The 22,370-nt window shown below is 38.0% G+C and carries 23 protein-coding genes; 6 read left to right on the top strand and 17 right to left on the bottom strand.

Annotated elements, in window-relative coordinates:
* Nucleotides 1–102: 102 nt before the first annotated feature.
* Both ACH6EI_RS11410 and ACH6EI_RS11405 read right to left on the bottom strand, forming a co-directional pair.
* A complete protein-coding gene (locus tag ACH6EI_RS11410; protein ID WP_028413134.1) occupies nt 103–465 on the bottom strand; it encodes a YidH family protein in 363 nt (120 codons plus the stop codon).
* Between the two features lie 178 nt (nt 466–643).
* Entirely contained in the window at nt 644–991 is a 348-nt protein-coding gene (locus tag ACH6EI_RS11405; RefSeq protein ID WP_223546669.1) for an alanine:cation symporter family protein, read from the bottom strand.
* 426 nt (nt 992–1,417) lie between these two features.
* Between ACH6EI_RS11405 and ACH6EI_RS11400 the strand changes: the two genes are divergently transcribed.
* Nucleotides 1,418–2,617, top strand: a complete 1,200-nt coding sequence (locus ACH6EI_RS11400; protein WP_047751852.1) for a multidrug efflux MFS transporter — start codon at nt 1,418–1,420, stop codon at nt 2,615–2,617.
* Nucleotides 2,618–2,649: 32 nt separating this feature from the next.
* Here the strand turns inward: ACH6EI_RS11400 and ACH6EI_RS11395 are convergent, their stop codons facing one another.
* From ACH6EI_RS11395 to ACH6EI_RS11380, 4 genes are all read right to left on the bottom strand, one after another.
* On the bottom strand, nt 2,650–2,949 hold the full coding sequence (locus tag ACH6EI_RS11395) for a TIGR04104 family putative zinc finger protein (RefSeq protein WP_016764349.1): 300 nt from the start codon (nt 2,947–2,949) through the stop codon (nt 2,650–2,652).
* 153 nt (nt 2,950–3,102) lie between these two features.
* Nucleotides 3,103–4,275, bottom strand: coding sequence for an MFS transporter (locus tag ACH6EI_RS11390; protein ID WP_098113050.1), 1,173 nt, complete (start codon nt 4,273–4,275; stop codon nt 3,103–3,105).
* Nucleotides 4,245–4,691 (bottom strand): MerR family transcriptional regulator, encoded by a 447-nt coding sequence (locus tag ACH6EI_RS11385; RefSeq protein WP_074680920.1) that lies wholly within the window; start codon nt 4,689–4,691, stop codon nt 4,245–4,247. Before ACH6EI_RS11385 ends, ACH6EI_RS11390 begins: the two co-directional genes overlap by 31 nt.
* A 155-nt stretch (nt 4,692–4,846) precedes the next feature.
* Nucleotides 4,847–5,509 (bottom strand): hypothetical protein, encoded by a 663-nt coding sequence (locus tag ACH6EI_RS11380; protein WP_108674748.1) that lies wholly within the window; start codon nt 5,507–5,509, stop codon nt 4,847–4,849.
* A 248-nt stretch (nt 5,510–5,757) separates the two neighbouring features.
* Between ACH6EI_RS11380 and ACH6EI_RS11375 the strand changes: the two genes are divergently transcribed.
* Both ACH6EI_RS11375 and ACH6EI_RS11370 read left to right on the top strand, forming a co-directional pair.
* On the top strand, nt 5,758–6,345 hold the full coding sequence (locus ACH6EI_RS11375; RefSeq protein WP_013057294.1) for a beta-class carbonic anhydrase: 588 nt from the start codon (nt 5,758–5,760) through the stop codon (nt 6,343–6,345).
* A 16-nt stretch (nt 6,346–6,361) separates the two neighbouring features.
* Entirely contained in the window at nt 6,362–7,981 is a 1,620-nt protein-coding gene (locus ACH6EI_RS11370) for a SulP family inorganic anion transporter (RefSeq protein ID WP_108674749.1), read from the top strand.
* Nucleotides 7,982–8,022: 41 nt separating this feature from the next.
* On the opposite strand, the gene ACH6EI_RS11365 is transcribed toward ACH6EI_RS11370, so the two are convergent.
* Together ACH6EI_RS11365 and ACH6EI_RS11360 are read right to left on the bottom strand one after the other, a co-directional pair.
* Nucleotides 8,023–8,706 (bottom strand): response regulator transcription factor, encoded by a 684-nt coding sequence (locus tag ACH6EI_RS11365; RefSeq protein WP_013057296.1) that lies wholly within the window; start codon nt 8,704–8,706, stop codon nt 8,023–8,025.
* Nucleotides 8,684–10,174, bottom strand: coding sequence for a sensor histidine kinase (locus tag ACH6EI_RS11360; protein WP_014459843.1), 1,491 nt, complete (start codon nt 10,172–10,174; stop codon nt 8,684–8,686). The genes ACH6EI_RS11365 and ACH6EI_RS11360 overlap by 23 nt, the downstream gene beginning before the upstream one ends.
* Before the next feature lie 270 nt (nt 10,175–10,444).
* Here ACH6EI_RS11360 and ACH6EI_RS11355 point away from each other — a divergent pair, with 270 nt between their 5' ends.
* Nucleotides 10,445–10,945, top strand: coding sequence for a GNAT family N-acetyltransferase (locus ACH6EI_RS11355; RefSeq protein WP_014459842.1), 501 nt, complete (start codon nt 10,445–10,447; stop codon nt 10,943–10,945).
* Between the two features lie 42 nt (nt 10,946–10,987).
* Here ACH6EI_RS11355 and ACH6EI_RS11350 read toward each other — a convergent pair whose 3' ends face one another.
* Entirely contained in the window at nt 10,988–11,527 is a 540-nt protein-coding gene (locus tag ACH6EI_RS11350; protein ID WP_014459841.1) for an SMI1/KNR4 family protein, read from the bottom strand.
* A gap of 155 nt (nt 11,528–11,682) precedes the next feature.
* Nucleotides 11,683–13,275, bottom strand: a complete 1,593-nt coding sequence (locus tag ACH6EI_RS11345; protein WP_108674750.1) for an APC family permease — start codon at nt 13,273–13,275, stop codon at nt 11,683–11,685.
* Nucleotides 13,276–13,524: 249 nt separating this feature from the next.
* Between ACH6EI_RS11345 and ACH6EI_RS11340 the strand changes: the two genes are divergently transcribed.
* Nucleotides 13,525–15,093: an RQC-minor-2 family DNA-binding protein gene (locus ACH6EI_RS11340; RefSeq protein ID WP_108674751.1), complete on the top strand. Its 1,569-nt coding sequence runs from the start codon at nt 13,525–13,527 to the stop codon at nt 15,091–15,093.
* 160 nt (nt 15,094–15,253) lie between these two features.
* Entirely contained in the window at nt 15,254–16,423 is a 1,170-nt protein-coding gene (spoIIP, locus tag ACH6EI_RS11335) for a stage II sporulation protein P (protein ID WP_108674752.1), read from the top strand.
* 26 nt (nt 16,424–16,449) lie between these two features.
* Here the strand turns inward: spoIIP and cobO are convergent, their stop codons facing one another.
* Genes cobO through cobI form a run of 7 tightly spaced genes read right to left on the bottom strand, consistent with a single transcriptional unit; the run spans nt 16,450 to nt 22,369 of the window.
* A complete protein-coding gene (gene cobO, locus ACH6EI_RS11330) occupies nt 16,450–16,989 on the bottom strand; it encodes a cob(I)yrinic acid a,c-diamide adenosyltransferase (protein WP_014459837.1) in 540 nt (179 codons plus the stop codon).
* A gap of 31 nt (nt 16,990–17,020) precedes the next feature.
* Nucleotides 17,021–17,590 (bottom strand): nitroreductase family protein, encoded by a 570-nt coding sequence (locus ACH6EI_RS11325; protein ID WP_014459836.1) that lies wholly within the window; start codon nt 17,588–17,590, stop codon nt 17,021–17,023.
* A 20-nt stretch (nt 17,591–17,610) separates the two neighbouring features.
* Nucleotides 17,611–18,381 (bottom strand): uroporphyrinogen-III C-methyltransferase, encoded by a 771-nt coding sequence (gene cobA / locus ACH6EI_RS11320; protein ID WP_014459835.1) that lies wholly within the window; start codon nt 18,379–18,381, stop codon nt 17,611–17,613.
* Complete coding sequence (locus ACH6EI_RS11315; RefSeq protein WP_108674753.1) at nt 18,378–19,760, bottom strand: cobyrinic acid a,c-diamide synthase CobB; 1,383 nt, start codon at nt 19,758–19,760, stop codon at nt 18,378–18,380. The genes cobA and ACH6EI_RS11315 overlap by 4 nt, the downstream gene beginning before the upstream one ends.
* Nucleotides 19,761–19,773: 13 nt before the next feature.
* The gene (locus ACH6EI_RS11310; RefSeq protein ID WP_098999399.1) at nt 19,774–20,898 is read right to left on the bottom strand and encodes a cobalt-precorrin 5A hydrolase; all 1,125 of its coding nucleotides are present in this window, start codon (nt 20,896–20,898) and stop codon (nt 19,774–19,776) included.
* The gene (gene cobM / locus ACH6EI_RS11305) at nt 20,895–21,671 is read right to left on the bottom strand and encodes a precorrin-4 C(11)-methyltransferase (protein WP_033579167.1); all 777 of its coding nucleotides are present in this window, start codon (nt 21,669–21,671) and stop codon (nt 20,895–20,897) included. Before cobM ends, ACH6EI_RS11310 begins: the two co-directional genes overlap by 4 nt.
* Nucleotides 21,668–22,369, bottom strand: a complete 702-nt coding sequence (gene cobI / locus ACH6EI_RS11300; RefSeq protein ID WP_033579168.1) for a precorrin-2 C(20)-methyltransferase — start codon at nt 22,367–22,369, stop codon at nt 21,668–21,670. Before cobI ends, cobM begins: the two co-directional genes overlap by 4 nt.
* Nucleotide 22,370: the final 1 nt, after the last annotated feature.

Here is a 22,370-nt window from a genome sequence, read left to right as displayed (position 1 = left end):
TGCCTCTGCCATTACCACCATATTAATAGATCTTCTTTTTCTTTTATAAAACCGTAAATTCTTTGGGACTGGTTTCCCTTTTTTCTTATATCTTAAACTTTTTTACGCTATGTTAAAAAAATAAAACATAAGAGCGCCGATCAGCATCAGCATAATCATTAAAACAAAAATAACCAAAGCGTGAGATGATTGATACGTTTGGCTGTTAATTTTTTTGCGGGTTGAAAAATAATGATAAGTTGAGAAAAGAAGCAACCCTGCACTTGCAGCTAAAGAAAAGATGATAACAGCAATAATAAGAGTATCGGCTGCTTCACTTAAATTTTTCCCCGAATTAAAATGCAAACCACCTGCAACAAAACCAATGCCGAGTGTAGCAATAGACGTTCGAATCCACGCTAAATACGTTCGTTCATTTGCTAAATGCTGCTGAATATAAATAGATTCATTTTCTTTTTTAGTCATGCACATACCACCGTCCTTTTATATGTCTTCTATTATAAATAAATGCTCAAACGAAAATAAATTGAGGACGCTTCATGCCACATTATACCCGAAAAAAACGAATCATTACCATTTTCAAGCGGTCGAAAAAGCTGCTTCACAAACTAAAAAAAGCCAACCCCAGTTGGCTTTTTTTAGTTTATGAAACATTTTCTTTATCTTGATTATGCTGATATTCCTCGTCCCAATAATCAGCGTTTTGAATTCCTAATTTCCCAGGAAAAAAGACAGGATCTATCCCTTGTTTTCTCTGCTCGCGATAATCTTTTAAGGTTATTAAAGCAGGCTTAGCTAAAATCAAAATTGCAATTAAATTGAACCAAACCATTATTCCAACTCCGATGTCTGCTAATGCCCATGCAGTTTCAGCTGTTCGGATAGACCCGTACAAAGTAGTGGCTAAAAGAGCTGCCTTAAGGATCATGGATACTATTTTATTTTGTTTGCCTTTCATTACGTAAGCTAAGGTCGTTTCCGCATTATGAATAATGAGAACATAGTTTTAATATAGAGTTAAAAAACAGAAAATTCACTCTTTTTGTCAGGTTGTTTTACACATTATTTGATAAATAGACAAAATTTGTGGATATAACGTATATTTTAGACAGATTATCTGACGCTTTTTTCAGTGAAGCATAAGTTCTTTACATATCCCCTACTGTTACAGCATAAGGTAATGAGTGAACTAAGGGTCACTTTATGTTCTAGGCGGAGTGTAACCGCAGCACATCTTTCTGTTTTCATTTCATGTTAATAGTTCACTAAGTGAATCATTTTATTTTTAAATATTTCTGATATGTGGTATAATTTAAGCTGATAAAAAGATGCTGCATGTATGCTAAAAGAGCAGGCCGTATGGTTTCGCTCTTTTGTTGTTTTTACGCTATGCGGCACGACGAAAGAAGGAAATAGAATGGAATTATGGAAACGAAACTTGTACATTTGCTGGTTCGGTTCTTTTTGCACCACAGCCGGGATGAGTTTAGTTATTCCGTTTTTACCGCTTTATATTGAAAAGCTGGGAGTTCACGATACAAGCTCCATCAGCAGATGGGCTGGTATTGCATTTGGAGCTACCTTTTTAATGGCCGCTATTGTTTCTCCTTTATGGGGAAGTTTGGCCGACAAATACGGTCGAAAGCTGATGCTCCTTCGCGCAAGCTTGGGTATGGCAATTGTTATGACTTCTATTGGTTTTGTACAAAATGTCTATCAGCTTGTCGGACTGCGCTTTTTAATGGGGGCCGTTTCCGGCTTCATCTCTGCAGCCATTACGTTAGTAGCGACTCAAACACCTAAAGAGCACAGCGGTAAAGCATTAGGGACGTTGTCTACAGGGGCTGTATCAGGATCTTTATTAGGACCGCTAGTAGGCGGCTACTTAGGAGATACAATTGGATTGCGTCACGTCTTTTTCGTGACAGGTGCATTTATGTTTTTGTCTTTTTTAATTGTAAATTTAATTCAAGAAGATAAAAAAGAGACGGCGAAAACCACGAAAGAATCTAACATTGGGTTACTTTCTCTTAAGAATTCAAAGGCCGTGATTGGTGTATTTGTTACAACTTTTTTACTGCAGCTTGCGGTTATGGCTATTCAGCCAATCGTTACACTGTATGTAAAACAACTGTCTACTCATACCGATCACCTTGCCCTTATTTCAGGTTTTGTCGTGGCGGCAACAGGAATATCAAATATTTTAGCTGCATCCAGACTTGGCAAAGTCAGCGATCGCGTGGGTCCTCAAAATGTGCTTCAAATATGCCTGCTCATCGTAGCGGTTATTTGCGGCTTACAGGCCTTTGTGCATAGTACTTGGCAGCTATTTTTACTACGTTTCTTACTCGGTTTTGCAATGGGAGGATTGTTACCTTCTATTAATTCTTATTTGAAGAAAATTGTGCCGGACTCGATTACAGGTAAAATGTTTGGCTATAATCAAACAGCACAATACTTCGGGAATTTAGCCGGTCCAGTTATTGGCGGACAAATTGCCGGAGCTAAAGGAATTCCTTACGTATTTTTAACAACGAGTGTTCTTCTACTGTTGAATGCTGGGTGGGTGTATTATCAGCGCCATCACAGACAGCAGCTAGACGGTAAAGCCGCATAAAAAACCTTCCGTGTTAACGGAAGGTTTTTTTATTACCACAAGGGTTCTTCTTCGCTGCTTACTTCATAAGAAAGTGGCATCATAACAACCGCTGCTATGAAGAAAATAAGCTCCGCGACAACAATGGATGGAAAGGAAAAGTCAAATAGTGAGAGAATAAGCCAAATAATAAGGGGTGCAAATGAGTAGATTGATAATCGCTTTTGGGATTTTGCAGAGATATACTGTTGTTTGTCACAGTGTGGGCATTCTAAAACGTTTCTAAATGTTAACAGTTGTTTAAAGGTTGTCCTCCAGTTCCATTTATGATTACAATTTTGACAGGTGGCCATGGGCATCACGCTCCTAAAAAGAATTTATGTACATATAAAGTATACGTACAAGTTGGTAAAGAGTTTCATTTTTATGATTAAAAACGTTTTTACTATTATAACATAAAACAAAATAAAAGGCTTTTTACAGGAAAAAGCCTTTTATTTCAACGTTTATTTAGAAACAGCTTCATTCGTTTGAGAAGTTGTTTTTACTTTTATAACCATAATAACAAAAGCGAGCAATCCAAGAATCGCTGCTACAAGAAAAGGAGCTTGAGGCGCTACGGCATTGCCGATAACTCCTGATAATAAAGGAGCAAACGCTGCGCCTAACCATCTTAAGAAATTATATCCTCCAGATGTAATTCCTCGTTCATAAGGAGATACTTCCATTACATGACTCGTAAATAATGCATTATTAAGTCCTGATACAAGACCTGCTGCCATAATTAAAACAATGCGCAACCATGTTGCATCAAAGGCAAATAAACAAATTAAAATAAGTGAAAAAACAATTAAGCTAACATGTAACACTTGTTTTGGCTGATATCTTTTTTCTAACTGATGTGCTAAAACCGCTGAGCCATAAGCTAAACATAATCCCCATCCAAAGAAAACAAAGCCAATTTGAAGAGCTCCGATCGATAGAATAAGCGGCGTATAAGCTAACACTGTAAAAAATCCGTAGTAATAAAGCATGCCTGATACAGCGCCTTGAGTAAATGGTTTTAATTTATAAAGTTTAACCATGTCTTTAAAACCTGCTGCTTTACGAGATTTAGTGCTTGTAGGCTGTTTAACAATCGTTAATACTAAAATAAAGGCGATAAAAATTAAAGCACTTGTACCGAAAAACGGCAATCTCCAAGAAGCATTTCCTAACACGCCTCCTACAAGCGGTCCTCCGGCCATCCCCAAACCAATTGCAGCTTCATATAATCCTACTGCTTTTTTCACTTCACCTGATAATGCAATAAGCAGCGTCATAGCTGTTGCAAAGAAAAACGAATTACCAAGTCCCCAACCTGCTCGGAAAATGGAAAGCTGAGGAATGTTGTTAGAAAACCCGCATAGGGCTGCAAAAATCGTCACAATGATAAGTCCTGTTACCATTAAGCGCTTGTCTCCTACACGTGACGCTAGAATGCCTGCTGGAATCATCATAATAGCCATCATCAACAAATAGGAAGTAAATAACATTTCTACTTGCCAATGAGAAGCTCCAATTTGCTTAGCAATTTCCGGTAAAATCGGATCTACTACTCCAATTCCCATAAATGCTAAAAAAGTAGCTACTACCGTAATAATTTGACCTAATCGGTTATTTGAATGCTGTCCTTCCACTCTTTCATCTCTCCTTTTGTTTTTGTTTTTTCATGTATTGCCATAGCAGATTCTCGCATTTCTTTTAATTCTGTTTTAAATGCCTGCATTTTTACGACTTTAAAATCAATCATCTTGATTTGATTTTCTAGCAAATCTTCTATTTGCGTGATCTCTTTCACTGACAATCCTTGCCGCTCACTTCTTTCTTCAATCATTCTTTTAAGCGACATAAACTGCTGCAGCTCCTGTAGAGAAAAACCGAGAACTTCTTTTGCTTCTGCTACTTTTCTTAGTTCTTTTACCTCTTCTTCGGAATAAATTCGTGCATTTCCTTTTGTGCGCTGCGGGGGTAAAATGAGTCCAATCTCTTCATAATACCGAAGAGCTCGCTTGGTCAAACCGGTCATTTTCGTCACGTCATCGATTAAATACATATGTTTCACCTCACCTCTCATTAACATTAACGTTAACGTTAATCATTTATATACTCATTATAGATTAACGTTAACGTTAATGTCAACAATATTAAGGTATTTTATGTAAATCTTAAAAATATGTGCACAAAAAAACCTATTGAAAAATCAATAGGTTACATCAATATGTCATATAGCTGCTGTGCTGTTTCTCCTGTTACTTTACCGTACACTCCTCTTTTTTTAGAAGTAAGTTCCGCACTATCGGAGGTGAATCGTACATTGTATACAGCGCCCTCATAAGTAAGCTGTACATCTGGGTCAAGAGCGACGCTGTAATCAGCTTTTTTCCATTGAATTTGTTTCATAATTGATTCTACAGTTAAAGCATCTTCTGAACTTAACGTTTTATCTCCTGCTTTTATAGGCTTGCCCTCCCTGTTTTTATTAAATTTTAGTTCCGAATGAGAAGATGAAAATTCAAGTTGGTTTTTATCATGCGCTATGAAATCTTGGGGTAGTTCTACATAGCGGACAACTTCTCCTTCGTGTACAAACACAAGCATTTGATTAGCAAAAGATATTTTTTTCATCACCTCTTCACTAATCGGTGCGTTTACAAGTCTTTCTACGTCGGCTTTCTTGCTTTTGTTTGTGAATAAATATCCTTTTTCCCATTTAAAATCACTTAACTTGGATACATCCACTGAGCTTACACCTTTTTTTGCAAATGATTCCTGAATATTTTCCGCCATTTCTTTGTCGTTGGTGACTTGGGCATTAGAACTGCACCCTACTAAACAACAGAAAATAATGCCTATTGCTATAAGAGCCTTCACTTTTGCCTTCCTCCTCTCTACCATTCTTTTAAAAAATTCCAACTTTGTACCATTTTAACATATAATTCCTATTTTTCGTGAAAACAAGCAAAGAATACGCTTACATAATTTCACGCATATAATTTCTATTTATTTATAAGTTTTTTCTGAATATTTTAAGGAAATTTTAATATTTTATTTAGTTCGTTTTTAAACTTTATCTTTAGACTAAAAAATAAGTTAAAAATAAATAACGCAGGAGGAAAACAATGACTTGTCTATCTGAAGTTTTAAAGTTTAATGAAAAATTTGTAACAAATAATCAATTTGAGGCTTTTCAAACATCTAAATTTCCTAACAAAAAAATAGTAATCTTAACTTGTATGGATACACGTTTGTTAGAATTACTTCCTAAAGCCATGGGGCTAAAAAATGGAGATGCAAAAATAGTGAAAAATGCCGGAGCTGTTATATCCCACCCCTTTGGCAGCGTCATGAGAAGTATATTAGTTGCCGTCTACGCTTTGCAAGCTGATGAAGTATGTGTCATCGGTCATCACGAATGTGGAATGACGGGCATGAAAGCTGAAGCTATTTTAGCCTCTGCTGAACAAAGAGGGATTAGCACGGAACAGATTCGTAATCTAAAATATGCTGGTATTGATTTAGAATCATGGCTGACTGGGTTTGAATGTGTAGAGGATAGTGTCGAAAACAGTGTGGATATGATTCGAAATCACCCTCTATTACCAAAAGACGTGCTTGTTTCTGGAATGGTTATTCATCCTTCAACAGGAAAACTTGACGTCGTTGTAAACGGCTATTCCCAAGACCGAGCTGAAACCGTAAGCTCATGAAGGAGGATCCTATTGAATGCTAAAAGATAACCGATTTCAAGGCTATTCAGCAGGGCATTTACAAAAAGACATTATCGCCGGTTTGGTTGTTGGGGTCGTTGCTATTCCTTTAGCGATGGCCTTTGCCATCGCTTCTGGTGTAAGACCTGAATATGGGATTTATACAACCATTATCGCAGGGATTATGGTTTCAATATTAGGCGGATCGAAATTTCAAATTGCAGGTCCAACGGGTGCATTTGTTCCGGTGCTGCTTGGAGTTGTCATGCAATATGGTTATGAGAACCTCATTATTGCCGGCTTTATGGCTGGAATTATGATTACGCTTCTCGGAGTATTTAAGCTAGGGAAATTTATAAAGTTTATTCCGCGCCCTGTGACGATTGGATTTACAGCAGGAATTGCGATTATTATTTTCTCAGGTCAGATCGCTAATTTTTTAGGATTAAAAGGAATTGCAAAACATGAGGAATTTCATTTAAATATGATTGAAATCCTACGAAAAATTGCAACGATTAACATTTACAGCGTTATCATAGCCGCTATTTGTTTAGCTATCGTGATTACAACGCCAAAGTTTTTACCTAAAATTCCAGGTGCCCTTCTAGGTCTTCTTGTCTCCACACTTGTAGCCATTACACTGTTCCCAGGAAAAGTTGCAACGATTGGCTCTACTTACGGTGCCATTCCGAGTAAACTACCATCTTTTAGCTTCCCAGATTTAACATGGGATAACATCGTGATGCTATTTCCGGCTGCCTGCGTAATCGCGATGCTTGGAGGTATTGAATCTTTACTATCGGCTGTTGTTGCTGATAATATGGCCAAAACCAAGCATAATAGCAATAAAGAACTTGTCGGTCAAGGAATTGCTAATATTGCTACCTCTCTATTTGGCGGAATTCCAGCAACTGGTGCCATTGCCAGAACAGCTACTAATATTAAAAACGGGGCGGCTTCTCCGTTATCAGGAGTCATACACGGCTTAGTTGTTTTATCGGTCCTTGTGATGCTGGCTCCTTATGCATCAAACATTCCGCTGGCAAGTATGGCACCTATTTTAATGTTTGTGGCTTGGAATATGAGTGAGCGTAAAGAATTTGCGCATATTTTAAAAACCAAGTCAGCTGATTCATTTGTACTTGTAGCTACGTTTTTATTAACAGTTTCAATCGATTTAACAACAGGTGTAGGCGTGGGTCTACTTTTAGCTATTGTCATGTTCGTGAAACGAATGAGCGGATCACTGAAGATTTCAAAGGTTTTAGCGGAAACATCTGAAAACGCTAACAAATCTGAGCTGATGGAATATACCATGCAAGGATCTCTTTTCTTTGGATCGGCTGAAGTACTGGAAGATTCTTTTGATAACATCGTCGAAGCGAAACCGAAAGTTTTATTGCTTCGAATGAGCCAAGTATCCTTTATTGATACATCTGGAGAAGCTTTACTATCAAAGGTGGTCGAACGGTTGAAAGATTCGCATAGCCAAGTCGTTATTTCTGGCTTACAGCACCAGCCGAAAGAAATGTTAAAGTCAACCGGTCTATACGATAAGATCGGTGAAAAAAATATATTTTCCTCCGAACCTCCCGTCAGTAAGATTAAAGCTCGTCATAGAATCGTTACTACGTAATAAAAAAGAGATCCGAACGATTAATCGTTCGGATCTCTTTTTTAAATATTAAACCGGTACCCCGCTCCCCAAACCGTTTCTAGGTACTGAGGATCTGCTGGGTTTTCTTCTAACTTTTCTCTTAGTTTTCGAATGTGAACTGTTACGGTTGAAATGTCTCCTGAAGAATCAAACCCCCAAATTTTTTCAAATAGATGTTCTTTACTTAATACTTGATTTGGATGAGAAACGATAAACTTCAGCAAATCGAATTCCTTCGCTGTAAAAAACACTTCTTTGTCATTCACAAATACTCTTCTAGCCAGCGTGTCAATCGCTAAGCCATGAATACGAATCATACGCTTTTCCTGCTTATCAGAGAGTCTTTCATATCTCGCTAAATGCGCTTTGACTCTTGCGACCAGCTCCCCAGGGCTGAATGGCTTGGTAATATAGTCATCTGCACCTAGCCCGAGCCCTCTAATTTTATCGATTTCTTCTTTTTTAGCTGAAACTAAAATGATTGGAATATCTTTTGCAGCTCGAATTTGCTTGCACACTTCAAATCCACTCACTTTAGGGAGCATAATATCCAAAATAACCAAATCAAAATGTTCATTTAACGCTTTTTCTAATCCCTTATCACCACTATATTGAACGTCTATTTCAAAATCGTTAATTTCTAAATAATCTCTTTGCAATTCAGCAATACTTACTTCATCTTCAATCAACAATATCTTCTTCATGTGTATCACCATTTTCATTCATTTTTTGCAAAGAAAAGAAAATACTTGTTCCTTCGCCAAGCTTACTTAGTGCCCAGATGTCTCCCCCGTGGCGTTCAACAATTTGTTTTGCAATGGCTAGTCCAAGTCCACTTCCTCCAGTATTGCTATTGCGGGACTGTTCTGCTCGATAAAACCGGTCAAAAATATGCGCTAATGCTTCCGGTGAAATACCAGAGCCGTTATCTTTCACTTCAATAATGAGTTCGCTTTCGGTAGCGGAAAGAACGATATCGATTCTTTTTCTTTCTTTATCCATAAATTTAATACTGTTGGTTGTTAAATTTATTAAAACTCTTCGCAGCTGCTCAGCATCTGCTTTTGCATACAGTGTGGTTAGAGAATTATCGGAAAATAAAACATCAATATCATGTTCGCTCATTTCAAACTGAAGCTCTTGCACATAACTTTTCATAAAAGCAGAAAGATTAAGTTTTTTAAATACAAATGGAATTTCGTGCAAATCCAATTTAGAAAATAAAAACAGCTCATCGATTAACGCATTCATGTCTTTTGCTTTCGTTGAAATCGTTAACAAATATTTAGAAAGCTTATCTGGCGTATTAGCTACGCCATCTTGAATTCCTTCTACATATCCTACAATGGAAGTAATAGGAGTTCGTAAATCGTGTGAAATACTTGAAAGTAGCTGCTTTCTGTTATCTTCATATTGAATTTGCAGTTCAACAGAAGATTTTAGTTTTTGCCTCATTTCTTCAAAAGCTTGCGTTAATTCGCCAATTTCATCTTTTGAATTAGCAGAGATCTCAAAGTGAAGATCACCTTGTTTTATTTTTTCAGCCGCTTCTTTTAATTCACGAATGGGTTTAATAATGCTTCTTGAAACAAGATAGTTTAAAAATCCAATAATCACAATCACTAAAATTAATAGTAGAAAGATTAAAAAAGGGAAAATTCGATTAATAATGCCTACATAAGGGCTGATTTTTCGCAAAACGTAAATGCTTCCTTTTTCTTGATTTGAGAAAGGAAAATCAAGGTTGATATATGTAAAGTACTGCTTGCCTATTCGCAGCATGTCCTGCTGATACGAATGATTTCCTTTACTTTTTTGATGCTTTGGCAAGTATTTACGAAGGTTTTCTCCTTTAATGGATTCTGAAGCATATACAACCTCTGTGTTTTTTTGAATCACAATATCAATATTTTCAAATTCATATTTTTTAACCGTCTCCGGCCGCAGCAGCTGTTCTGGTTTTTTTTCACTCAATAACTTTAAATCTAAGAATGCATTTTCTTCTTCTGGCGTTAACAATTTATACTCATAGGAGTGACTGTACAGTTTTCTTACAAAATCGGCGTCTCCAGTAATAGAGAAGAAAATGAGAAAGCCCGATAAAAAAAGCAAAATAATAAAGACAAACACAATACTGATATACGTTAAAACAAAACGCAGCTGAATTGACATGACTTACCCTATGCCCCTTTGGCTTTAACAAAACTATTTGATAGACTAGTAAAGGTGAATAACAAATAGATCGTTAGACATTATACATATAGCAAAAATTAAAACAACAAAACAAATGTATATTCTCACTTTACCGTGATAGAGTGAGAATGAACACCACCTTTTTTACCATTTTATGAATTGCTGGAAAATTATGATCTATTTTTCATAATATTCTTAGGCTGAAAGTTATACTATCTGTCTTAATATTTTAAAAAAGGAGACTTTTTAATGAAGATTATCAAAGCTACTTCCTCTCACATCCCTTCTGTTGCCCGTTTATACGTAGACAGCTGGCGCATTACATACAAAGGGTTAGTACCTGATGCTTATTTAAACAGCTTGTCTTATAAACAAAGTGCAGAAAAATGGTCCTTTTTTCTTACCGAGCCTTCTCATTTTATTTTGCTCGCTATCGATGAACGAGAAAAGATTGTCGGCTTTTCAGCAGGTAAGCCTCATTTGTCCGGTGCTGAAATATACGCGCTATACGTTTGCAAGGAAGTGCAAAACCAAGGAGTTGGTCATCTTCTGTTTTTTCATTCAGTAAAAGAATTTACTGATCAGCACTATACGTCTATGATTATTTGGGCTATGAAGAAAAATAAGAAAGCCGTTCAGTTTTATAAAAAATTAGGCGGCAAAAAAATCTTGAATCGCACAAGTCAATTTGGAGAAACTAAAGTTGAAGACGAAGCATACGGTTGGGAACGTCTTCCTTCTAATAAATAAACGAGCACACTAGTGTGCTCGTTTATTTATTAGAAGATAATATTATTGAGCCGTCGTCTTTTTATCCGTTGAATGAACTTTATTACAAAGCCCATTCCAGTGCCAAAAACAATTCCCTTGACTCACTATAAAACAATCCAGCCATTTCTGAAAATTCATATGTAATACATGTGCATCTTGAAACGATGCGTTCCGCTTTTTTACTATTATATATGCAGGATGCGCTGATTTTTTAGAGTCAATGATAATCTCTTCTTCTCCAACAGACCCAATTGTCATATAGAGACTCTGACTTCTATAAGTTGTTTCTCTTACATCTTCTAAGCTATAAAGATTCCCTGTTATTTGTTTGTCAGCATCAATGAACAAATTACACCCATTTGTTAGCTGCAAAAACTGCTTATAGTCTTCAGGAAGTGATACATGCATTTCTTCTTCAAAAACATTCAGTTGGTTCTTGCTTACTCCATCAAAAAAAGTACAAGTGGTTCTGTATACTTCTCCTTCATTTTTACACACTTCTATAACATTATTGTTTTCCCACAGCCGCTTTCGAAGTGAATTTATTATTTTTTCAATCATACTCTTCCTCCAAGCGTTGGATTTAAAACGGTTACATTACATTAATTAAACAATAATGTGCTAATTCCTTCTTTCCTACTAAATTATACGACAAACTTTAGAAATTCATGTTCAAATAACATAGAAAAAAGCAGCGAATATCGCTGCTTCACAGGTTATACAGGTGCTTTTTCTTCCTGTTCAGGATGGTGATCGTAATCAATAAGCGCTTTTGGAAGACCGGTATATTTAGCCCAATAATAAATCCCAATAGATACGACGGCTATGATAATTAAGTCTACAGGCGTATCGATCAAACCTTTCCCTCCGCCGAACGAACCGATATAAGAAATAAAGAGCATGATGATATAATAAGCAACTAACCACCAAGTTGACTTAATTTGCTGACGAAGACTTACTTCGTTTTTAGGCACATATTTAGCAAAAATCAAATATATAACAAACATGACCAATTGAGAAGTTAACAGCCATGAAATAGTCTTCCAGCCTGACCAGTACACAATAAAGGAAGCAAAAATAAAGGATAATGGACCAATTATACTCATTCCTCTTAATTTAAAAGGCTTTTCCAAATCTTTTGCGTTCACCATAAAGGCCGCTGATGAAATTGGTGCAATCGCGTAAGAAAGAATAAGCGCAACAGAGCATACGTTTACGAGTGCATTCCACGAAGGAAATGGCAGTGTCCAAAAAATCGAAAGCCCTAACGAAAGCCATAGAGATGATCGTGGAATCCCTGTTTTTTTATCCACGTGAGCAAACGTTTTAAATAACGTACCGTTACGAGACCAAGCATAGATAAGTCTAGATGTTGTATTCATAAAAATATTACCGTTACCACCCGGTGATAAAATAGCGTCTAAAATAACAAGTGTTGCTAGCCAGCCAAGACCAAGAACAACAGCGATATCTTTAAACGGCAGTGAAAATTTATCTTGAATGCCTGACCAACCGCCCGTGATCATATCAGATGGAATGGCCCCGATAAATAAGACTTGTAGAGCGGTATAAATAAGTGCCGCTAGAATGATACAAATCACAAGAGCAATTGGGATATTACGCTGAGGATTTTTCACCTCTCCAGCTACCGATACAATCGGATGAAGGCCTAAGTAAGCAAACATAACCCCGCCTGTAGCAATGGCGGCCTGTATACCATCAAATCCCCCGGGAGCAAACTCTCCCATCGTAAAGTTTCCTGGCTTAAAATAAAATGCCAGCGTTACGATTACCGTAAGCGGTACAAAATATTTGAAAATAGAAATAATAATATTCGATTTGGCAAATGCTTTTACACTCCAGTAATTGAGTAAAAAGAATAAGCAAAGCAACACAAATTGTAGAATCCATCCAGATATCGTCGGTGAATCAGATCCAGACTTTGTTAAACCCGGAAACCAGTAGGCCACATACTGTCTCACTGCTGTTACTTCGATAGCGATTAAACTAGTGTAAGCTACGATCGTAATAAACGAAATCATATAGCCTACAAGATGACCGTGTGAATAAACAGGATATCGAATAATTCCTCCTGTACGAGGCAAGGCAGCCCCTAGCTCAGCGTATACAAGGCCTATCAATAAAATAATAACTCCACCAATAATCCAAGAAAAACTTCCTGCAGGACCGGCTTGCGTAGCGACATTACTAACGGCAAACAGCCAAGCGGAGCCAAAAATAGCCCCTAATCCAATCAATGTTAAATCTAATAGGGATATCGTCTTTTTAAACGGACCTTTATTCTCCATAAGCTTCCTCCTTTGGATGAATCATCACTTTTGTTGTTTTTTTTGACAACATTCATATATATTCGATAATATGTGTCAAAATTTTTATTACTATACCCATTCAAAATTACTTTGAATCCCTTTTCTTGATTTCTACAGATTAATTAACAGAAAATTTTAAAAAATAACTCTTATATTCAAGACACACTAAAACTTTTTCTTCTCTTCTTTAATAGGTAGAATACTCAATAAATGAAAGGAGTTAGACAAATGACTTTACCAGAAAATTTGCCTGTTGATTTTACAGCTTACAACCACTTAACATTCCTTCCGCTCGGACGTAAGAATAAATCGATTCGATCCGTAGGAAGTAAACATACTAAAGGGCTGCTTGGACGTTTAAATGACTACTTTGAGCGAGCAATGAATGAGTTACCTAAAGAAGATATCATCCTTTTTCAAACATTCTTATATGGAAATCATAGGGGCGGTTTTCCCGTCGCAATTGACAAAAATGAAGACGTTTATCCTCACTTTTGGAAACCAACTTCATTTCTATGGAAAGAATATAATAAGAATCGCGGCATTCCTATTCATCATGATGAGTTTTATTCTCAAGATTTTACGGTTTTGACTAAAAATGAGTTGGAAAATTATCTCGGAAGCATTATGAAAGATTACATGTTTTGCGCTAGAATACATGATTCTTCAAAAGAAGAATGGATTCAACATATTAATAAGTGTTTCTTCAAACATCCGCTCATTTCCCTTTATCACCGAAATGCAAATGTGATTGAAGCAATTGAACAATCAAAAAAATCACCTTTGCTTTTTATTATGAAAAACCCTGAGCAAATTGCTTTTTGGCGCAATCGGATCGAAATCATTATGAGACCTTTTCGATCTCTTTCTTCCACCGCTTTTGAGAGAGGATTTTCAGATACGGAAGATACGGTATTAACTGTTCACGGGGAAAACGAGATCATTCGCTTAACTTCAGAAAACAGAGGTCTCGCCGTAACATATGATGTCACAGGTGATGCCATTTCACTTGATGATGAGTATAATGTAGTACTAGCAGCCAAGCGCTTAGCGACAACTCAGCGGCAGTTCGAAGAGATTATGGATGAAAATAAAGAAGTGATTCAAAAACTTCTTGTCTTTTTTAAGTGGAAAAGTCTTTTAAAGCATCATGAAGTGCACATTAAAGAGATCCAAGACAAATTGTGCAGCCTAACCACTTATCAACTTAATCAAAGACAAGTTTTACAGGAAAACGATCCCTTTCTTTCCTTCATTCAAAACGTATTACAAGTAAAAATACCGAATGTAAATCTCGAAGTTGGTTCCATTCAATGGTTTTCGCAATGGGATTTTCCAGATGTCACCCTGCTGCAGGAAACAAACAAATTTACATGTTATATGGATCCAAACGAAATAGAAAAGAAACTGACAGAAATAAGCGCTAAGATAGAAAATGAACTTCATAAGCAGCGTCAGGATCTGCTTTCGACTCCGCTAAAAATCGGTCAAATAACGTTTGATTCAAACCAAATGCTACGGTTATTAACGCTTATAGATACCTTAAAGAACACGGAAACTCAGCAGAGTTACGTGCAAATTTTAGAAGGCGTTTCTACTAACAGTATTCGTCAAAAAGAGCTTGATAAAATACCCGCATTTGGATTATTAAATTCGGTAAAGCGCAAGCGCATTGTTACGTATTTACAAGAATTACAAAACTATCAGCTGCTTAAAAAAGAGAAAAAAGGATTCAGCCTCACTCCAAAAGGCGAAGCCATCCGACGTCTATTTGAAGAAGAATCACGGAGAATATGAGATTATATCTCGCGTGATTCTTCTTTTTTGATTTTGAAGACTACTTTCTCTATTAAATGCCTATCATAATTAGAAATCTCCATTCATATAATGATTACTAGATTAGCAAAGTCCTTCATACCTATTAGCCTGATGCTGACATAGAGAGGAGATTTCGCCATTGAAATCTAGTAATCGCGCCAATTTTGTAGTGTTAACATATAAGATGGTTCTTGTTATTTTATCCATTGTTTTAATGACATCATCTATTATTGTTCTAGTAAGTTACTCAGCATTTAAAGAACAGTTCAATTCTTCTATTGTCTATCAAACGTTATCGAAGCATAAAGCGGAGAGCCTTTATTATCTGATGAGCCAAGAAAACCACCACTTTTCAACAGCTTTTGATAAAAACTACTCGCCTCCAGGTCTTTCTTCTACACTGCTAGAGTTATCAACAAGTATTCGAGCAGAAGACGCGAGAAGCTTGTTTGGTTCAGAACTTCCTGGATTCAGTATTTACGACTCCAATATTATCATCGCCGGTGAAGGTACAAATTTCACAAACTTCCCTAGAGAATCTGCACCACCGTTAGATGAAACGCTAAAAGAAAGAAATTCTACTGCAAAAGTTCAGCAGCCTAAAGAAAACGATGGTACGAACGCTCCGAATAATAATACAACTGGCGGAAAAAAGGTATTTTATATTTATCACACGCACAGCTGGGAATCTTATTTGCCTCTGTTAGGACTTGAAGGTGATCCAGATGCTAATAAAGCGGTGGATAGCAAAACAAATATCAATATGGTTGCAAATATGCTAGGAAAAGATTTAGAGGCTCAGGGAATTGGAGCAGAAGTAGATCAAACCAATATTGGACAGAAATTAAAAGAAAAAGGTTGGAACACCAATCAATCGTACGCCATGTCTCGTACAGTAATTGAAACGGCGATGACTGAAAATAGAGATTTAACTTACTTTATCGATTTGCACCGAGATTCACTTCGAAAAGATAATACAACTATTAAGATTAACAATAAATCGTATGCAAAAGTTGTGTTTGTTTTAGGGAAAGCGAATCAAAACTTTGAACAAAACTTAAAGATGGCAAAAGCGCTTCATGAAGGACTTGAAAAGAAATATCCCGGCTTAAGCCGCGGAGTTATTGGCAAAAACAAATCCAGCGGTAACGGTGTATATAACCAAGATGTTTCCAAAAATGCGATTTTAATTGAAGTGGGCGGAGTTGACAATAACTTTGATGAACTAACTAACACAACAAAAGCACTGTCTGATGTCATTAGCCAATTTTACTGGCAAGCTGAAAAAGTAGATGCCCCTGCTCAATAAAAAAAGCCCTCTTCACTGAGGGCTTTTTAAAATTCAATTCCTTTTACAGCAGGAATTCCTTCGTCGTAATAATGTTTATGAGGCTTCATTTCCGTCACAAGATCTGCTGCTTCCATCACTTCTTTTTTGGCAGAACGCCCGGTAATGACCAAATGCATATGCTCCGGGCGCTTTTGAATAAGGTCAATTACTTCGTGTAGCGGTAGCACATCATCAATAGGAAATTTCTCGATAGCCAGTGCGTTATTTAACTCGTCTAAAATAACCACATCATATTCGTTTGAGAAGACTTTTTCCTTCGTTAGCGCCCAGGCTTTTTGCAAAGCTTCACGATGTTCAGGCGGTGTTTTTGTCCACGTAAAGCCGACTCCTGTTTGAATCATTTCAATTCCTATTCTGTCAAACATCAGCTTTTCGCCATATGTACGCTGAGGAGATTTAATAAATTGAATCATTAATACTTTTTGTCCGCGTCCCGTAGCGCGCAGAGCGAGACCTAAAGCAGCGGTTGTTTTTCCTTTACCGTCTCCGGTATAAATTAACGTAAGACCCCGTTTGTCTTTCAATCTAAAAACCTCTTTTTCTTCGAATTTCAGTTTACAGCCATGTTGTTTTTTCTGTAAACGATGTTCTAGCAGGCTCTTTCATTTTTGTAAGAGACTCTTCATTTGGATAACCTAAAAAAACGTTTCCTACTACGACTTTACCTGAAGGGTTGCCAATAAACTCATACAATCTCTCGTCTCGAACAAGACCAACACCTCTTGTTCTCCAAACAAAGCCAAGTCCTAGTTCTTTAGCCGCTAACCACATGGAATGAATCGCGCATGAAACCGCATATTTGTTATCTTCTGTGGCTTCTTCGTCTCCTTCAACTATGTCAGCTGTTACGACGATATGTACGGGCGTATTTTTTACTGCTTTTAACGAACTTTCTACTAAATGAGGCTTTGTAGGAAAGCGCTCCTTTAAATATGCTTCAGCCAGTTCTTCATACTTCTTTTTTGCTTCTCCTTGAATTACGTAGAAGCTCCATGGCTCTCTCATTCGGTCATTTGGAGCCCACGTCGCTGCTTCAAGCAGCTGTTCGATTTTCTCTTGCTCCACTTCACGTGCTTCATGATCTCGTACCGCTCTTCGTTCTTTTAACTGTGAGATAATCGTCATATTGTCTCCTCCTTTTAACGTTAAAGCAGAATATTTTCCGCTCTTTCTTCGAACCATTTTATTTTTTCTCTAATTGTCACCACTTCACCTACAAGCACGATGGCAGGATGAGCAATTTCTGCTTTTTTTGCTATTTCTTCGATTGTGGCAAGCGTTCCCGTTACGGTGCGCTGATATTTTGTCGTTCCCCACTGAACAAGCGCCACTGGCGTATGTTTATCTCGTCCGTGGTCCATCAACTGTTTGCATATATGAGGTAAATTTCCAACGCCCATATAAAATGCAATCGTATCTATTCCTTGAGCGAGCGCTGACCAATTTAAATAATCTTTTCCTTTTTCTTCTCTTCCATGACCCGTTACAATCGCAAAAGAAGTGGCATGATCTCTGTGGGTAACCGGAATTCCTGCATAGGCTGGAGCTGCAATTCCTGACGTGATACCAGGCACTACTTCGTAAGGAATTCCTCGAGTAGCAAGTACTTCAGCTTCCTCTGCTCCGCGCCCGAACACAAAAGGATCGCCTCCTTTTAAGCGCGTCACTACTTTTCCTTGAAGTGCTTTTTCAACAAGAAGTTCGTGAATACGATCTTGGATGACTCCGTGCTTGCCAGGTAATTTCCCGCAAAAAATAAGCTCCGCGTCTTTTTTAGCATAGTTTAACAACTGTTCGTTGGCTAAGCGGTCATATAAAATGACATCCGCTTCTTGAATACATTCCATTCCATATACGGTTATTAGCTTCGGATCTCCTGGTCCGGCTCCTACTAAATATACTTTTCCAACTGTCACATGGCATCTCTTCTTTCTTTTTTCACCGCTTTACACTGTTCCACCCAGTTTTCTACCATTTTCGTAGAAGAGCCGAAATGAAAGTGCGTATAGCCGGCAATTAAATTATTGTTCATATAGCCTTCTTCTTTCATTCCTCGCATCCCTTTTGTATCATAGGCAGGCGAAAACTCTTTCTCTGAATGAAAGGTTGAATAATGAAATTCATGGCCTTTAGCTTGTATATCGTCTTTAAATAAAAAATTCCCCTGCTTTCCCGTCACTTCTCGGTATCCTAAAGCAGCTAATTTTGTCTGCATTCTTACTTGTCCGGGAATAAGCCCCACCATTTCATGACATGTATCATCTGTTGTGACAATACCATCTGTTAAAAACATAAAGCCTCCGCACTCCGCAAGTGTAGGAATCCCTTTTTGGATGGCTGCTCGAACAGAGTTTTTAACGTCGATTTGCTGAGCCAGCGTTTCAGCAAATTCTTCTGGAAATCCGCCTCCTATATAAAGACCGTCAGCATCTTGTGGAACTGTTTCTCCTTTTAAAGGCGAAAATTCTACAAGCTCTGCTCCGTAAGCTTTTAACAATTCGAAATTTTCTTCATAATAAAAGTTAAAAGCGGCATCTCTTGCCACAGCAATTTTCACTTGAGGTACGGACGGCTTTGTAAAGATAGGATCATTAATTTCTATTTTAGGAGCTAAAGCCAGTTCATATACTTTTTCGATATCAATTGTATCATGAACAAGCTTTCCTAACTGTTCAAAAAACGGTGTTAATTCTCCTCGTTCAATAGACGGAATGAGCCCGAGGTGACGTTCAGGAATCGTGAGCTCATCGTTTCTTTTCAAGTAGCCTACTACAGGGATATGACATTCCTGTTCAATCGCTGCCTTAACAAGCTTATAGTGCCCTTCACTTCCAACTCGGTTAGCAATTACACCGACAATGTTCGCTTCCGGTAAAAATTGCTGAAACCCTTTTACAATTGCTGCTGCACTTCTAGCCATACTAGCACAATTGACAACTAAAAGGACAGGACTATTGGTGATTAAGCTGATTTCTGCTGTTGTCCCTTCGTTCGTTAACGGATTTTTCCCATCAAAAAATCCCATAACTCCTTCCATGATGGAAATATCAGCGTCTTCACTAGCTCGAGCTACAATTTCCCTAACCATATCGTGTTCAAGCATCCAGCTGTCTATATTACGAGACGCTCGTTCTGTAACAGCCGTATGATACGTTGGATCAATATAATCGGGTCCGCATTTAAACCCTTGAACCCTATAACCAGCTTGTTTTAATGCCGCCATCAGCCCAATTGTAAGTGTTGTTTTCCCTACGCCACTTCCGGTACCGGCAATGACGAGTCTTCTGTTTGACATGTTGTTCTCTCCTTTAGTCATATGGAATAAGCGCCACTGAAATGGTGACATTCCCTGACTTTTTCTTCACAAGTTCAAGCGTATCAGCACCGCTGTATAACATAGCAGCAGGTTCACTAACGCCATATGCACCTGTATATTTAAAGACAGTATCTGAAGGCTGTTGGATACTTATGCTGTTTAGCTCTTGGGGCGAATAATAGACAAACTCCCAGCCGTACTTAGAAGCCACTTCTAGCAGCCCTTCTTCATCTTTCTTTAACTCTATTGTACATAATGCTTTTACACTTTTCATTGAAAACTGAAGTTCAGCAAGCGTTTTTTCAATAACGGTTTCAATTTCCGCTGCGCTTGTTCCTCTGTTGCACCCCATCCCAATCGCCAGTACTTTTGGACGGTAAAGAACACCGTTTTCTAAGATCGCTTCTTCTTCTTTTTTTAAATTGCGATGCGTTACGACCAAGGCTGCATTTGGCGATGCTTCTAGAGCTGTCTGAATCGATGAGTACGTTTTAATGTTAGCTGGAACAGGGTGCTCATAGTGCCACCAGCCCTTTTCACCTGATTCTTGAACCACCGCTATTGCTTCTTCGTTTACTACAGAAGCGCTGACAGGGGTTAGCTTTTCTGCTGATTCCCACACCCATCCAAAGCGCTTACCAAATAAATCAACGGGAATCGTTTTTTGAACATCGGATGCTGTTGTAATAACAGGATGAGCTTCAAGTGCTGCCGCAACTTCACGCGTAAGCTCATTTGCTCCTCCGATATGACCTGAAAGCACGCTGATGACATTTTCGCCTTTATCATCAATGACAACAACCGCAGGATCCGTTTTCTTATCTTTTAAAATAGGGGCAATCATACGCACAACTGCTCCCAGTGAAATAATAATAATAAGTCCTTTATACGATTCAAAAAGAGAAGGCAAGAGCATCCGCACGCTTCCTGAAAACAGCTGAATGTTCTGTTCTCTTTCGTCTCCTTTTTCAAACTTGCTCATGTAATACACATCGGACTGCTGAAAAGTGCGGCCTAGATTTCTTGCAATTTCTACGCCATGCTTCGTGATGGCCACGACAGCATAATCCCCGCGCTGTGTAATGAGAGCTTTTTTTCCTTCTTGGAGTTGAATCATTCCGACTTCACTCCTCTTCGAAAGCCATGGGTAAATGTTTTATCATAAAGTTTTGATCGATAATCTTTGTCATGAATGTGGGGGTCAAGGGCCCAGCCTGCCAAAATCATCGCCTGCTTACGAATGCCGTTTGTTCGCATAGCATCATCCAGGTCTTTTACCGTCGTGCGAACAATTTTTTCATCTGGCCACGTTGCTTTATAGACTACTACAACCGGCGTGTCCTCACTCCAACCGGCGCTTATAAATTCTTTCATTACTTTTTTTGTGAGCGTCGCACTTAAAAATAAAGCAATGGTACATTTATGTTTTGCTAAATCAGTTAATTTTTCAAACTCAGGTACAGGCGTTCTTCCTTCAGCACGAGTTAAAATAACCGTTTGAGTCAAATCTGGAATGGTTAATTCTGCTTCAGCCGCTGCTGCTGCAGCAAATACGGAGCTGACTCCCGGAACAATTTCAATATCAACGCCTTCTCTTTTTAAAAGCACCATTTGTTCCATAATGGCTCCGTACATAGCCGGATCTCCGGTATGAACTCTTACAACCATTTTTCCTTCACGCATGCGATCAAGCATCGTACTGACCATTTCTTCTAAATGCATACCAGCTGTTTTTAACACTTCAGCTCCTGGTTTAGACTTAGCAACTAGCTCTTCACTTACTAGTGAGTCAGCGTATAAAACAACATCTGCCTGCTGAAGTAATTTTAAGCCTTTTACGGTAATTAAATCTGGATCTCCGGGTCCAGCTCCGATTATGTATAACTTCATTTTCGCACCACCATTAGCGTTAAGTATTGTAAATCGGCTCCTTCTAGTTCTGAAGCTTTCCAAATAATTTCTTCATCTGACGTTACTTTTGTTACCACCGATGCTTTTTCAAGCAGATCAAGCTCTTTTAAAAGACCGACCATAAAATCGATGACTTTAGCCACTTTAATAAAAATAACGCAGTCGTTTTCCACCAATACTTTTTTCATTGTTTCATAATCTTCACGAGCAGGAACAATGGCCACATGTTCATCACCGTCTGCTAATGGAATGCCTAAGCGAGACGCAGCCCCGTTAATAGATGAAATACCAGGAATTACTTGAATAGGAGCTTGAGGATGACGTTCTTGCATCAGGCGCATCATGTGAATAAACGTGCTATAAAGCATAGGATCTCCCTCTGTCACAAATGCTACATCTTTTCCCTCCTGGAGCTTTTCCCATACTCGTTCCACTGTTTCGGTCCATTTTTTCTCTAAAATAGCAGGATCTTTTGTCATTGGAAACACAAGGCCTAGCATGTCTTTTTCATTTGCACTGAAATAGACATCAATAATTTTTTGGGCGTAGCTTTTGCTTCCTTTTTGCTTTTTTGGGTACGCAATAACGGGTGATTCTTTTAATTTACGAAATGCTTTTACTGTAATCAATTCTGGATCTCCTGGTCCAACTCCAAGTCCGTACAATGTTCCAATCATG

The sequence above is a fragment of the Priestia sp. JSM ZJ58 genome, from assembly GCF_044383985.1.
Classification (GTDB): Bacteria; Bacillota; Bacilli; order Bacillales; family Bacillaceae_H; genus Priestia; species Priestia zanthoxyli.
Note: the sequence above shows the minus strand (reverse complement) of the source record. Positions and strands in the feature narration are given on the sequence as shown.